This is a genomic window from Micromonospora sp. NPDC050686 (genome assembly GCF_040654475.1).
Lineage (GTDB): Bacteria > Actinomycetota > Actinomycetes > Mycobacteriales > Micromonosporaceae > Micromonospora.
Genome location: NZ_JBFAID010000052.1, coordinates 14,201 through 27,896, shown reverse-complemented (window position 1 = coordinate 27,896; position 13,696 = coordinate 14,201). Strand labels below are relative to the sequence as shown.

Here is a 13,696-nt window from a genome sequence, read left to right as displayed (position 1 = left end):
GCGACGTGTACGTTGACAGCAGCATCAGCAACAGGAGCAGTGTCAGCAGCAGTACCGTCAGCTACGCCCCGGATCGGACGAGCGTGGCCGACGACCTGATGCCGGCCGTGCTGACGGCGCTCCCGCTGCTGCTGGTGCTGCTTCTGCTGTCGTTGACCGGTCAGCACGCCCTTCTTCGTTCAATCGTGCAGGAGGGGAACCCGCTCGGCCTGACGGCGCTGCTGCTGCCGCTGTTCCTGCCGACCATCGCGGCGTCGCTCGTCTACCTCGCCCGGCAACGCGGCTGGCTGGGCTGGACCCTCCGTGCCACCAACTGGGCGGCGGCCGGCCTCGCCGCTGGATTCGCGATCTTCGTTCCGTTGAACTACCTGCTGTTGCAGCTCATCGCGTTCCTGGTGAGCCTCGGGTGGATTTGGGGCCGTCGCCGGCTGGCGCGGCATCGCCGGGGCATCGCGATCGTCGCGATCATCGTGCTCGCGGCTCTGGTCGTCGAGGAAGGGCTCGCCGAGTCCGGTTGGCCGCGCTACAGCCTGTCCCGGATCGCCGTCGGACGTGTGGTGGACGGTCTGACGCGGATGAACCTCGGAAACACCGACGCGAAGCCGAAGCGCTCTGTGCTCGTGGTGAGCGTCAACGATGGCTACGCGATTGTCGCCTCGACCGGCTATCCACCCAGGATGGAGAGCATGGCCCCGAGCGAGCTGGCGGGCGGGCGGCCGGATCTGCCAGCTCAGGCCCCGGGGGATGCAACTCAGTCTCTTCCAGTGGATCGGCAGAGTGGTCCCGGCGAACCGTCGGACGCCCCCGGTCGCGGAGTACTGCCTCGACCCGTAGCCCACCGGCATGCTGCAACCAGGGATGGTGCGGAGGGACACGCCGCGGACGGTGAGGGCTTCGGCGAAGGCGGCGTACCGGTCGCTGCGGAGCAACCATCCGCGGTAGACCGCGACGCCGCCGGCGGGCACGGCTGCGGCGGCGCGGTGCGGGTCGTCGCGGGTCAACGCGTCGTGGTTGACCACCGCGACGTTGATCCCGGCTTCACAAGCGGCGTGGGCTTCGGGCGCGAAGTGGTCGTCGGGCAGACGCGGCCGTAGAGGGTTCGCTGGCACCACGAGCATCATCCGGGCGTCGTGCTGGAGGGGCGACGACGGGCCCATCCGATATTCCGATTGGCCAGGTCGCTCTGGTGCTGCTCTCGGTGGCCGCCGGTCGCCGTGGGGGAGTGGCACAGCTCCCTCGACGAGTGCCGCCGGGCGCTCGGGTAGAGCTTGCCGCAGCTATTCGCCTGGCAGGGCGGCGCCGTCGGATCGCCAGTCAGTGAACAGGTCTGCAAGCCGGGTCTTGGTCTGGTCGGTGAGGATCTTGGTGGCGTCTTCTCCGAGTGGCTTAAGGGCGTGTTGCCGTACTGCGGGGTGTTGTGCTGGTGCGGGGCAGATGAACACGGCGAGTATTCGTAGCGCGCGTAAGGCTTCTTCGTTGGAGATGAGGTCGAGCAGCGGAGCCCCCGCGAACGCTGCGGCCTGAAACCCCTGCCACGCTTTGTCCACGATCAGGGCGACAACGGCCTCGGTGACGTGCGGGCGGTCGGCTTGCAGTGGCGATCCCAGGATCATGTCTTTGACCTTGTGGGGGATGCTGTCGAAACCGCGCCGGGTCACCTCGATACGCGCCTACCACCGAGGCCGCCGAGGGGCCATGGCGCAAGACCGCCGACCACATCCCCGGCGCTCGACTGTTCACCGCGGGCAACCTGCTGCCCGACCTCGACCGGGCAGTTCACGCGCTCCGTCCGGCGACACCCGACCAGGCCCGGCACGCGATTCAAGCCGCGCTGCGCGACCGCCGCGCCATCACCGCGTACGCGACCGCAGCGCGCGCCGCGCGCCCTGCCTTCGCCGCCTTCTGGGCCAGCTACATCAGCGGCTTCCGCGACACACTGCGCGGCTACGGACGCGCCACCGCCTCGCTTCAACTCCTGGATGGACTGCGGATCGCCGACTTCCTCGCCGGCACCACCATCGTCGAACTCAAGACGGGCCACCTCGACGGCGCCCACCACCTTGAAGCTCTGGTCGACCAAGTCCTGGCCTACGCCCTGCTCGCACCCGTATGCGGCCATCCGGCCACCGCAGTCGCCATGTACCTGGCCCGCTACCACGTGCTGGCCCGTTATCCGCTCGACATCCTGTTCAGCCGCCTCGCGGGACAACCCATCAACGCCATCGAAGCAGGTCACCACCTCGGCACCCTCATCCGAGCGGAGGGCCCACGACAGCCGCCGGCCATCCCATCCGCGAGCTGACAACGCCCACCGGTCCGAGCGACGTGGGCCCGGGCTGACAGCCCGGGCCCACGGGCAGATAGGCTTGCTATCCGCCGATCAGGATGGCGCCGTGAACGCGCAATCCGAGTTGAGGATCGGTTCGTGTCGATCCTGGCACACGAACCGATCACCAACGACATCCCCAGCCGGTTGTCGCTCGCTACTGGAGCACCAGTTGCAGGTCATCTCTGATGACGACCATGGATGTCCGGATGCCGTCGCCCCTCGGACACGAACTGAATCCCAACGGTGCGCGGCAAGGTCAACACTTGCCCGCACCGTTTGTGTTTCCGGGGTGTAGGACAGGTGCAGCCCGAGGGCGGGGTCTGTCAAACGAACGGTGTAACCCGGCTTGTTGAGGGCTACTTTCGGCCTGCGGACAGGCGGCCTTCGAAGGCCATCTCGAAGCGTTCAGGGCGGGTTTCCAGCGCATGGTCCAACGCCGGCGGCCCTGCCCGGTCGGGTCCAGGCTCATCACGGCGAGGTAGACGCACTTGAGGGCGGCGCCCTCGTTAGGGAAGTGACCGCGGGCCCGCACGGCTCGGCGGATCCGGGCGTTGACGGACTCGATCGCGTTGGCCGAGCAGATGACGGTGCGGATCTCCGCGTCGAAGGCCAGGAACGGCACGAACTCCGCCCAGGCCTGCTCCCACAACCGAATGATCGCCGGATACTTCGTGCCCCACGCCTGTGCGAACTCCGTGAAGCGTTCCCTGGCCGCAGCCTCGGTCGCCGCCGTGTAGACGGGCTTCAGGGCCTTGGCGATGGCGTCCCAGTGCTGCCGGCCAGCGTAGCGGAACGACGCCCGCAGCAGGTGGATGATGCAGGTCTGCACGACTGCCTCGGGCCAGGTCTGCCCGATCGCGTCGGGCAGACCTTTGAGACCGTCGCAGACCACCATGCACGCGTCGGCGACCCGCGGTTCTTCAGTTCGGTGAGCACGCTGAGCCAGAACTTCGCGCCCTCACCACCGTCGCCGGCCCAGAGTCCGAGAATGTCCCGGTTGCCGTCGACCGTGACGGCCAGGGCCACGTAGATCGGCCGGTTGGCGACCTTCCCATCGCGAATCTTCACGTGCACCGCGTCGAGGAAAATCACCGGGTAGACCGCGTCGAGGGGCCGGTTCTGCCACTCGGTCATGCCCTCAACGACCTTGTCGGTGATCGTGGAGATCGTCTGCCGGGACACGTCGGCGCCATACACCTCGGCCAGGTGGGCCTGGATCTCCCCGGTGGTCAATCCCTTGGCCGACAGGGAGATCACCATGTCCTCGACCCCGGACAACCGGCGCTGACGCTTGCGCACGATCTGCGGCTCGAAGCTGCCATCACGGTCGCGGGGCACCTCGATCTGCACCGGGCCGACCTCGGTCAGCACCGTCTTGCCTCGCACCCCGTTGCGGGAGTTCCCGCCGTTGTTCCCTGCCGGGTCGCCCTTGTCATAGCCCAGATGGTCAGTGATCTCACCGTCCAGAGCGGCTTCCAGGACCCGCTTGGTCAGCTGCTGCAACAGCCCACCCTCGCCGGTCAACTGCAAACCAGCCGCCCGGGCCTGCTCCACCACTTGGGCGACCAGTTGATCGTCGATCCCGTCTCCTACCGGCCGCGCCGGCCCACGCTTCGCCACCTGGTCAGTATCGACCTCGGTGATCACGACATCCGTCATCAGGTGCTGCTCCTTGATCAGGAGTTACACCGTTCGTTTTACAGTCCCCTCGATTACGCTTCATGAAGAGTGACAATGAGCGATTGGCGAGGAGTGTCTATGCGGGTAGGAGGCTATATTGAGGAAGACTGAGTAACAACGTGAATCAAACTCAGATACCCGATGTGGACAGATGAAGGTCAGGCGGCGGTGTTGGCCCTGAGGGCAGCTCGGGTCAGGTCTGCTCGCTGTAGGGTGTCATCTGGAAGGTGACGAACCGCCAGCCACGGTGGTTGTCGCGGCGCAGGACCTGGGTGGCCACGCCGGCGAGGGTGCGTTGACCGCCGTCGGGTGTTCGTAGCAGGTTGGTGAGCGGGCCGGTCATGACCGCGACGTCGCCGATGAGTCGGATGGTGATCTCGCCGCGGGTGATGCGGAGGTAGGGCCGGCGGTTGGCGGTGTGCTCCAGCAACTGCGTCTTGGTGTGGGTGATGCCGTGCGCGTGGGTGTGTACGAGCGTGTCGTCGAAGAGGTCATCGAGTGTCTCCAGATCCACGTCGACGAGCGCTCGTTGCCGGCGTCGCTCGATGGCGTGCAGCTCCGTGGTCACCTGCTCGTCGGGTGGCTGAACGGTGGTGCTCATGCGGGCTCCTGGCGGGTGCGGTGGTCGGTGCGTGATCAGATGTCGAAGACGTAGAGACCGAAGTTCCGGTCCGTGAACAGGATGTGCTTCTTGTAGCCGATCTTGTGGATCTTGATGCCAATAAGACGTCGCCGAGCTCGCGGAAGTGCGCCGACCTCTTGCAATTGCCGTACGCGGCCACGTCCGCGAGGTGAAAGCGCGAGTCCCGCCCCCGACGGGTTGGTGACCCGTGCCCTACCCATCAGCGTTCTCGTCAAGTCCGTGCCGGTCAGCGTGGACCACACCCGTGGCGGTCATGCGTACCTCCTAAGCGCAATTATCCGGACGCTATCCAAGCGACCTGCCGGCGTGATGTCACACGAAGCGGGGATGGAGTTGACGAGGCCACGTCCGGTGAGCCGCTGCTGCAAAGGAGTCGATGACATCAACCCGTTCGACGACCCGGAGGGCCGTTTCCTGGTGCTCGCCAACGACCAGGAGCAGCACTCGCTGTGGCCGAGCCGCCGGGCGGTGCCTGCCGGCTGGCAGATCGTGCACGGCGAGGACAGCCGAAAGGCGTGCCTGGACTAAGTCGAGCGCTACTGGACCGACCTGCGTCCGCTCAGCGCCCGCTGAGCGCGTAAAGAACGGGCAGCCTGTGCTTGCTATCACGGATTTCCTGGAAGAACTGCGCCTGGCCGGCGTGCAGCTGTGGCTGCAGGACGGGAGGCTGCGCTACCGGTCGGCCGGCGGGCTCGACGCGGCGCGGTTGGCGGCCTCCATCGGTCGGTGGCACCCATTGACGATCGGCGGCGACCAGCGCCTCCACGGCCCGGATGAATAGCTCACTGGGAATTTCGGGCATGGCCAGGCGGCGGGCCGATTGGCGGAACCTCGCGGCGTTCGCGTCCGGTCGGAACAACGGGACGCGGTCGTCCGGCGCGCGGTATGCCTTGAGCCCCTCGAAGATCGCCTGGCCGTAGTGCAGCACGGCGGCCGCCGGCGACACCGTCAGCGACCCGAACCGCTCCACCTTGGCGTCGTGCCATTGCTCGCCTGGCCGGTAGCCGATGGTGACCATGTGATCGGTGAAGACGCTGCCGAATACCGTTCCGCCCGGCAGCGGCTCGGCTGAATCCCCCGGCGCCTCCGAAGCGACCTGCCGTTCGAAGACCAAGTCTGGGGTGTAGCTGGTGCTAGTCACGATTCACCTCCACGAGCGTCCGGTCGAACGTAGGCAACGTCGGCCGGACCGGCGTAGTCACCTGAACCGGGGGCCGTCACGGTGCCGCCGGAGCGGCGAGAATGAGCGGGCGGAATTCGACATCAGGCGGACGGACCTACAAATCAGCCAGAAAGGGTGGGGCCTTGTGAATTTCAAGCGTCGGACGATCGTTTTCGAGGCAGCCAATATCGAGGCAGAGAGCGCGTTCTGGGCGGGACTCCTGGACGGCTCCGTCGAGGCGAAGGACACCTGGCACAACGTCTGGGTCGACGGCGACTGGCACCTGGCGGTCCAGCTCGCGCCCGATCATGTGCCACCCGTGTGGCCCGACGGCGGACCGTCACAGCAGGTCCACCTCGACTTCTACCTCGAGGACCTCGAGGCCGCGCACGAGAAGACGCTCAAGTTGGGCGGGCGGCTGTTGAAGGCGGTCGATGATCCGGCCGCACGGAAGGGGTTCCGGGTCTACGCGGATCCGGCCGGCCACACCTTCTGCCTCTCCTGGCCGTAGGGCGGCCAACGGATCGGTAAGCGGTGCGCAGCGTTTTGCGGGGACACCGCACCGCTTCGGCCTGGCGTCAACTTCTTGGCTACACAGACGAGTGAACCCGAGCCGACGGCGGTTAGCATGATCGAGGCGGCCGTCGAGTTCAGGGCGCGGCACCTCGACAGCTGGCTTTTGCTGCGCCCGCGTCAGCTTCGTCCTTCAGCCGCTGGGCGAGCTGGGTCCGGGAGGATCCGGCCCCCCAGGAGATTGATGTGCTCGTAGATCCGGACGGACGGCGAGACGTAGCGGGTCGCTAGCCCCACCCGTTTGTCGGCACGGAAGTTCGGGTGCGAGCCGTGGATGCACTTGGCCAGGAAGATGACGAATTGGCCCCGGGAGCGCCCTTCAGAAGTCGATCGATGGTCGCGCGTGTGACGTTCGGTGATGAGTTGCCTGGCGGGGTCGTGACCGACTCGTGATGGGTCGTGATCGGACGCGGCGGCTGCCTTCCGGTAGATCAGTTCGGTTGTGTGGACACGAACGATCACGGAGCAGCCGCCGCGCCGCGAGCGTATGACAGGCCTGAGCGCCGATCAACTCGCCGAGCTGGTCGCGCGGATACGCGAGGTCGTAAGCGACTGGGACAGGCCGGTGATCGGCCGCCCGCATGTGCTGCCGCTGGTCGCGGCGGTGGCGGCGGTGTTGTTCGGGCTGCGCCACAACGTCGCCGACGACGTGGTGGCGGAGGTCTTCGGCTGCTCACAGGCCACGATCACCCGCTACCACCAGCAGCTCGGCCCGATCCTGCGCTGGGTGCTGCGACCGGAGGCCGACGAGCGGCACGCCCAAGCCCAGCGCGAGGGTGTCCTGGTCGACGGGTTCGTCGCCCCGGTCGGCGAACGCGAGGGCCATGACGGGCTGTACTCCGGCAAGAAGCACCTGTGCGGACAGAACGTGCAGGTCGTCGCGGATATGGACGGGCGGGTCGCGGACGTGGGCGATCCCGCCCCCGGCGCCCGCCACGACGCGGCGGCGTTCTTCGTCTCCGGCCTCGCCGAACGGTTGTCGGGCCACTACGCGCCAGGCGGGCCGGGCATGACCGGCGACGGCGGCTACTGGGGCATCGGCATGATCACCCCGGACCGCAAGCCACGCGGCGGAGAACTCACCGACGGCCAGAAGGCGTACAACCGCTCGGTCAACCGCATCCGGGCAGCCGTCGAACGCGCCATCGCGCATCTGAAGTCGTGGAAGGTCCTCAAGACCGGCTACCACCGGATCATGCACGACTTCCCCGACATACTACGGACCGTCACCATGCTGGAGATCTATCGAGCCTGGGGATGACTTCTGAATGACCTTCCGGGACGGGCCCCGGGCCAGCCCTTCGAGCTCGCGGCGGACGACGTCGAGGATCCGCCGCTTCGACGTCCACCAGCAGGGCAGGGTGTCCCGGAAGGTGGTCAGTCCGAACGGGACGGCGCCCAGATATGTCGCCAGGACGCGGCGGAACTTCAGCGCCGGGTCCTCCTAGTAAGCGATCGCCGATACGTCCGCGAGCGCGGCACCGGCCCCGCTGAGCGTGTACGCGACCGCTCGGGCCGGGAACGCCGCGTGGCGGCGGGTGAACCGCTCCTCCTGCGCGGCCGCGACGGGGCGGCCGTCGCAGACGAGCGCCGCCGCACTGTCGTGATAATAGGCGGAGATGCCCAGGACCAGCTCAGACATGCGACCGTCGCTCAGGTTTTGGCTCGGCGGGCCCCTTTGCGTGCCAGGAGTCCGGATGGTGCGTTCAGCGATCGGTATCCGGCCCGGATCCGGTCCCATGCGTCGGTGCTAGCCGTCGGCGCCTGCTGGGCCAGGTATCCGTCGATGGCGTCGGCCGCCCAGGCGGAGTGGCCGGTCGCGACGTTGTCGATGGTGTTGTGGATGTCGACGAACGCGGTACTGAAGCCGTGCTTCTGGAGCGCCTGCCGGCCGCGGCGATAGTTGCCGCCGACCCCTGACAGCTCCATCGCCAGGTTCAGGCCGAGAATCTCCGGCTCGAACGTGCGCGGAAACCGGCCGATCGCCAGCCAGTAGACCGGCGTATCGAACGACTGGTCCCGGAACCCGGACCAGGTCGCGAACTCCGGCGAGCGAGTCGGTGGGAGGTCGATGCCCATCTCCCGCAACACGGCACGGTAGATCAGCGGATGGTTCAGGCTCAGGTCGCCGTTGCCGAGCTCGTCCCAGTAGGTGTCGAACAGGAAGTGCCCGCGCTCGGAGGAGGCGAGCTGATAGTCGGTGTAGCCGGTCAGCCAGGCACCGTCGATCAGGGTGAGCGGCGCCAGTTGCATGCTCGAGTCGATCAAGTCGGCGCGGTCCGGCAAGGGATCGCCCAGGCCGTTGTGGAACTCCATGTTGTGGAGGTCGTGCTGGTCGAGCAGCCAAGACCGCAGACCGTCCACCGGGTGCTCGTCCGGCAGTGACTGGGCGGACGACTCCATGCCCTGGCGGGACCTGGCGAGCCGCTTTTCCACGTATCGCAGCGCATACCGGCGGGTCGCCGGTGTGATCGTGCGCCGCAACAGACGGATGTATGCCTGCCGGATGTCCGCGGGAGCGTCGCCGTCATCGTGGGCGCTTTCCGAGGCCGGCCGGAGCATGATCCGCCGGGGCTGATGGGCGGGCGGTCGCCACCCTGCCCGCTGTGCGGGATCCGCCGGCAGCGCGTCGATCCATCGCTTGATCGTGTCCAGTTCGTTGTCCGGGAATATCCGGAACATCCGGCCCTTGTCCGACACGAGCGTGCCGGTCAGGCGGCTGGCCTCGGAACTGCCCGGCCGGATGAGGCGACTGTTCGCCAGCGCGGTCAGGAACGGGATCGGGTCGGTGCGCGCCTCGGAGAGCCACTCCTGCAGCGGCCGGCCCTGCACGCTGAACCGGTCGTGATAGACGGACGCCTCCCTAGCCCGGGACCGCACCAGCTCCGCCATCTCGAAACCCGGGTCGCGAGCGGCGTCCAGCTCCTGGGCCACCTCGTCGCACCAACGTCGCAGCGCGCCGAACGCCCAGGCGAAGCCGCGCTCGACCGCGGTCGCGCCGGCCGTACCGGCTGATTCGACGAACGCGGCCGCCACGGCCCGAGCATCCTCGACCGGCGGCGGCCCGTCGGGCGTGCGCGCGCGGCTCGGATCCAGCGCGTCCCATCCGATCGCGTGCGGAAGCCGGGTCTGAACACCGTCGAGCGGCGGGAGCAGGCCGACCTCACGCAGGCAGAGGTCAAGACCAATGATCTCGCCCCGGTATGCGTCCGGGCGCCGGCTCATCGTCAACGCGACGGCCGGTAGGTAGAAGGACTGATCGGCGATTCGGCGGTCCTGCGCCAGTTGGCTCGCCGGATGCGCATGCACGGCCACCCGGAGGTGTTGCATGAGAGAGAGGTAGACGCTGCCTCGGGACGCCCGCGGATGCCCGGCGCCGACGTCGCCCGCGAACAGGGAGAGCACCCTCATGGTGACCGCTTCCTCGGCGTTGCACGGCTCGCTCATCCACTGCAGCCAGGCACCGGACAGCGAGGCCAAGGGAGCACACGCGAGGACCGCCCGGCGGACGAGCACGTCGGCGCGGCCCTCGCGTTCCGCCGCGGCGAAGAGTGCCTCGAAGCGCGAGCGTTGCGTGGCGGCCCAGGCGGCGACCGACGGCCCGAGGTCGGCCAGCGGGACCCGCGAACCGCGATCGTCGGCGCAGCCGCGGTCCAACTCCGCAACGATCGCGTCCCGCAGGGCGTCGGGCAGTGGCGTGCTCTCGGGGTCACACGCGCGGGCGAACACCGTCTGGATCGGCAGCGCCGTCGGGTCGTCTACCGCCTGATCAGAACATCGGGTAGATGGACGCATCGCGCTTCTTCCTCTTCCTACGTCGAAAACCTGGCAATCGCACGCAGAAGGACCACCGCGAGCCACCTCCCTCGCACAGCGGGGAATGGTGCACGGCATTGCGGCAAGAAGCCGGCCGAACCTCCTGCCAAGAAACCTAACGCCGGGCCAGTGGGGGACTGTGTCCCGTAAAACAGCCCCCCGCCCGCGCCCATGGTCCGCGAAGCGGGCCGGGCGCCGCGTCGCCGGTTCACGTGACTGCGCTGGACAGCCGGAGCTGCGTACGGTCGGTCAGTGTTCACCAGCGACGAGCGGCATTCACCCGGGTCGGACCGCCTCACGGATCGGGCCCGCCGAGGTCAGCCGGCAGGCGTGCCCGGGCTTCGTCGAAGTCGAAAGGGACTCGGGAAAGGTGACGGTGAGATGATCGACCGCGAGCCCGGACGGATATGGCGCAACAGCCCGGCCGACGCCATCCTGCTCGGGATTTGTATCGTGCAATTCGCAGGGACGATCGCGCTGGCCGTGCTGACGCCGGACGGGCTGTGGCCGCGGCTCGGCTCGGCGATCCTGGTCACCGCCATGATGACCTACTCGGTGCTCATCGTTAACCACATGTTCGTGCACAAGCCCTGGTTCACCGACGACCGGCTGAACGCGCTCGTGTCGTTGATGAACTCGGCGAACATCGCGCAGTCGGTACAGGCGTACCAGTTGAGTCACGTCCGCAACCACCACCGGTACAACAACGACCGCAAGCGCGACGGGGTCACCGGCGACCTTAGCTCCACTTACCGATACAGCCGGGACGACGACCACGCCCCGCTCTGGCGGTACCTGGTCTTCAGCCTCGCCGCCTCGGCCCGGGAGTTCGTGGGCACCTGGGCGTCCTTGCGCCGGTTGTGCGGCGTCGGCCCGGCGGAGACCACGATGCGAGGGTGGGCCGCCCGGCACCCGGACCGGCGCGCGGCCGAGCTCGCCCAGATCCGCTACGACCGCTTGGCACACCTGAGTTTCATCGTGCTGCTCGCCGTCCTCTCGTGGCAGTGGCTGCTGGTGTGCTACCTGCCGGCGGTAGCGGCCGCGTTTACCTGGGTCAACGTCCAGAACTACTACCGGCACTTCGGGGCAGAGCCGGAGAGCCGGTACGCGAACTCCGTGAGCTACTACAGCCGGCTGTACAACCGGCTGACCTTCAACGACGGGTACCACCAGGAGCACCATCTGCGCCCCACGACACACTGGACCCGGCTTCCCGAGGTCGCGGCGCAGTATCAGGAGCGGCTCGACGAGGCCGGTCGTGTCGTGTCCACGGTGCCGCCCGTGGTCGGCTTCCTGGACACCGGTCGCGTTGGTCGCATCGCCCAACGCTCCTCAGCGACCCAAGCCACCCAATGAACCAGCCCGGGCAGACGTCGAGGAGGGGAGCGGTACGTGCGGAATCTCGGCACGCCGGATGACCCGTACGACGTGATGGGGCTGGGCTTCGGACCGTCGAACATCGCACTCGCGATCGCTGCCCAGGAGATCGCGCCGGATCGCAGCTGCCTGTTCCTGGAGCGCTCCGGCGACACGCGCTGGCACGAGGGCATGCTCATCGACGGCGCCCGGATGCAGATCTCCTTCCTCAAGGACCTGGTGTCCCTGAGGAACCTGGCCAGCCCATTCACCTTCCTCCAGTACGAGAAGGCCAAGGGGCGGCTGGAGAGGTTCGTGAACCTCGCCGAGTTCCGGCCGACCCGGCTGGAGTTCCAGGACTACCTGAGGTGGGTCGCCGCACAGTTCGCCGGCATGGTGCGCTACCGCTCCGCGGTCCGCGAGGTGACCGCGGTCCGCGACGATGACGGCACGCTGTCGCTGTTCCGGGTGACCGCGACCGACACCACGACCGGCGGCGTCGTCGAGTACCACGCCCGCAACATTGTGCACGCGCTCGGCGGCGTACCCCGCGTGCCGGAGGCGGTGACGCTCGGCCCGACCGTGGTGCACTCCAGCGCGTTCCTGCCAACGGTCCCCGAGACGTTCACCGACCGCGATCGCGAGTGGGAGTTCGCGGTCGCCGGCGACGGGCAAAGCGCCGGCGAGATCACCTACTACCTGCTGGATCGGTACCGCAACGCCCGCGTGCACCTGATCCTGCCGGGGTACTCGCTGCGTGCCACTGACAACAACCCGTTCGCGAACGAGCAGTTCTTCGAGGCCAACGCCGCCGACTTCTACTCCCGCAACGAGGCGAACCGGCGCGACTACTACGCCGGCCTGCGAACCACCAACTACGGCGTGGTGGAGGCGAGTTTTCTCGACGAGCTGTACCGGCTGGTCTACGCCGACGAGGTCCGCGGCCGCACCCGCCTCGCCGTGCACGACGGCTCCCGGCTGACCGGGGTGGAGGCCGAGGCCGACGGCACGGGCATCCGGATCGGGGTCGACGCCCGCTTCGGCGGCGGGGTCCGTGTGCTCCGAGTTGACGGCCTGGTGCTGGCCACCGGGTACCGGCGCGAACTGGACTCGGTGATGTACCGCGACGTCCTTCCCTACCTGGACACCGACGCCGATGGCCGACTGGCGGTTTCCCGTGAACACCGCGTGCGCACGACCGACGAGCTGACCTGCGGCCTGTACGTGCAGGGCTTCGCCGAGGCGACGCACGGGCTCGGCGACACGCTGTTGTCGCTGCTGCCCTTCCGGTCCAAGCAGATCATCACAGCCATCGCCAAGGACGGTGGTTCGCTGGCTCGCGCGTTCCCGCCGACGGGGCACGACGCCGGGCCGGCAGCCGCGACGCTGGTGGCGCTGATCGAGCGATGCGGCTCCGGAACGCTGGTGAGCGCCGGTGCGGGGGAGTTCCCGGTCGCGACCCGGCTGCCGCTGGTGCTGGATCGCGACCGCGGTCGTAACGGCGTCCTGTTCGGGGTGCTCGACCGGACCGATCCGCAGCTGCCGCTGCTGGACGGCGGCAAGGTGCTGGTGATATTCCAGCCGGACGGGGCACCGCCCGGCGAGCCGCAAGTCGGGGACTCGATGTTGATCGACGTTCGCGGATGCGCCCGGGTGGTGACCGACCGGGACCGACTTGTGGCGCATCTGGCTCGCGTCGACCCGGCGGATTCCGGGCCGGCCGCACGCGCCGGCGGTTCGGTCCGGATCGAGATCGAGATCGAGGCCCTTTCCAGCCGGTTCCCCCTGTCATCGGAGCAGCGTGCGGCCCCGGCCGAGAGCGAGAGCGAGAGGCAGTCATGACCGACACCGACGAGATGTACGTGATTGTCCGCAACGACGAGGAGCAGTACTCGATCTGGCGGTCGGGTCGGCCGGTACCGGCCGGGTGGGAGCCGGTCGGCGAGCCGGCGTCCCGGGATGACTGTCTGGCGCGCATCGGCGAGTTGTGGACGGACATGCGCCCGGCCAGCCTGCGGGCCGCCATGAGCGCCTCCGCTGAGGAGCAAAGGACGCACAGTGGCTGAGCCAGAGTACGCGACCGGGTCTCCAGTCAGCTCCTACATCCCCATGTCCCTTCCGGACCTTCAACAGCTTC

At 68.0% G+C, this 13,696-nt stretch carries 13 protein-coding genes and 1 pseudogene; 8 read left to right on the top strand and 6 right to left on the bottom strand.

Going from position 1 to position 13,696, the window contains the following annotated elements:
- The first annotated feature begins 83 nt into the window (after positions 1-83).
- Positions 84-1,094 (top strand): hypothetical protein, encoded by a 1,011-nt coding sequence (locus AB0H57_RS26330; RefSeq protein ID WP_357510881.1) that lies wholly within the window; start codon positions 84-86, stop codon positions 1,092-1,094.
- Positions 1,095-1,277: 183 nt separating this feature from the next.
- Here AB0H57_RS26330 and AB0H57_RS26325 read toward each other — a convergent pair whose 3' ends face one another.
- The 4 genes and pseudogenes from AB0H57_RS26325 to AB0H57_RS26310 form a co-directional block, all read right to left on the bottom strand.
- Positions 1,278-1,658: a hypothetical protein gene (locus tag AB0H57_RS26325; protein ID WP_357510879.1), complete on the bottom strand. Its 381-nt coding sequence runs from the start codon at positions 1,656-1,658 to the stop codon at positions 1,278-1,280.
- Positions 1,655-2,239 (bottom strand): hypothetical protein, encoded by a 585-nt coding sequence (locus AB0H57_RS26320; RefSeq protein ID WP_357510877.1) that lies wholly within the window; start codon positions 2,237-2,239, stop codon positions 1,655-1,657. Before AB0H57_RS26320 ends, AB0H57_RS26325 begins: the two co-directional genes overlap by 4 nt.
- 490 nt (positions 2,240-2,729) lie before the next feature.
- A pseudogene (locus AB0H57_RS26315) lies at positions 2,730-3,910 on the bottom strand (IS256 family transposase); the annotation flags it as partial.
- Positions 3,911-4,202: 292 nt separating this feature from the next.
- Entirely contained in the window at positions 4,203-4,610 is a 408-nt protein-coding gene (locus AB0H57_RS26310) for a nuclear transport factor 2 family protein (RefSeq protein ID WP_357510875.1), read from the bottom strand.
- A gap of 369 nt (positions 4,611-4,979) precedes the next feature.
- On the opposite strand from AB0H57_RS26310, the gene AB0H57_RS26305 reads away from it, so the two are divergent.
- From AB0H57_RS26305 to AB0H57_RS26290, 4 genes are all read left to right on the top strand, one after another.
- A complete protein-coding gene (locus tag AB0H57_RS26305; protein ID WP_357510873.1) occupies positions 4,980-5,180 on the top strand; it encodes an MbtH family protein in 201 nt (66 codons plus the stop codon).
- Between the two features lie 67 nt (positions 5,181-5,247).
- Complete coding sequence (locus AB0H57_RS26300) at positions 5,248-5,433, top strand: hypothetical protein (RefSeq protein WP_357510871.1); 186 nt, start codon at positions 5,248-5,250, stop codon at positions 5,431-5,433.
- Between the two features lie 526 nt (positions 5,434-5,959).
- A complete protein-coding gene (locus AB0H57_RS26295) occupies positions 5,960-6,325 on the top strand; it encodes a VOC family protein (protein WP_357510869.1) in 366 nt (121 codons plus the stop codon).
- A 549-nt stretch (positions 6,326-6,874) separates the two neighbouring features.
- The gene (locus tag AB0H57_RS26290) at positions 6,875-7,648 is read left to right on the top strand and encodes a transposase family protein (RefSeq protein ID WP_357510867.1); all 774 of its coding nucleotides are present in this window, start codon (positions 6,875-6,877) and stop codon (positions 7,646-7,648) included.
- A 183-nt stretch (positions 7,649-7,831) separates the two neighbouring features.
- On the opposite strand, the gene AB0H57_RS26285 is transcribed toward AB0H57_RS26290, so the two are convergent.
- Entirely contained in the window at positions 7,832-8,029 is a 198-nt protein-coding gene (locus AB0H57_RS26285; protein ID WP_357510865.1) for a carbamoyltransferase N-terminal domain-containing protein, read from the bottom strand.
- 11 nt (positions 8,030-8,040) lie between these two features.
- The gene (locus AB0H57_RS26280; RefSeq protein ID WP_357510863.1) at positions 8,041-10,182 is read right to left on the bottom strand and encodes an iron-containing redox enzyme family protein; all 2,142 of its coding nucleotides are present in this window, start codon (positions 10,180-10,182) and stop codon (positions 8,041-8,043) included.
- Positions 10,183-10,584: 402 nt separating this feature from the next.
- Between AB0H57_RS26280 and AB0H57_RS26275 the strand changes: the two genes are divergently transcribed.
- From AB0H57_RS26275 to AB0H57_RS26265, 3 genes are read left to right on the top strand one after another with little or no spacing between them, the layout of a single operon-like run.
- Positions 10,585-11,559: a fatty acid desaturase gene (locus AB0H57_RS26275; RefSeq protein ID WP_357510861.1), complete on the top strand. Its 975-nt coding sequence runs from the start codon at positions 10,585-10,587 to the stop codon at positions 11,557-11,559.
- A gap of 36 nt (positions 11,560-11,595) precedes the next feature.
- Positions 11,596-13,401: a SidA/IucD/PvdA family monooxygenase gene (locus tag AB0H57_RS26270; RefSeq protein ID WP_357510859.1), complete on the top strand. Its 1,806-nt coding sequence runs from the start codon at positions 11,596-11,598 to the stop codon at positions 13,399-13,401.
- Positions 13,398-13,625, top strand: coding sequence for an MbtH family NRPS accessory protein (locus AB0H57_RS26265; protein ID WP_125807724.1), 228 nt, complete (start codon positions 13,398-13,400; stop codon positions 13,623-13,625). The genes AB0H57_RS26270 and AB0H57_RS26265 overlap by 4 nt, the downstream gene beginning before the upstream one ends.
- Positions 13,626-13,696 lie beyond the last annotated feature (71 nt).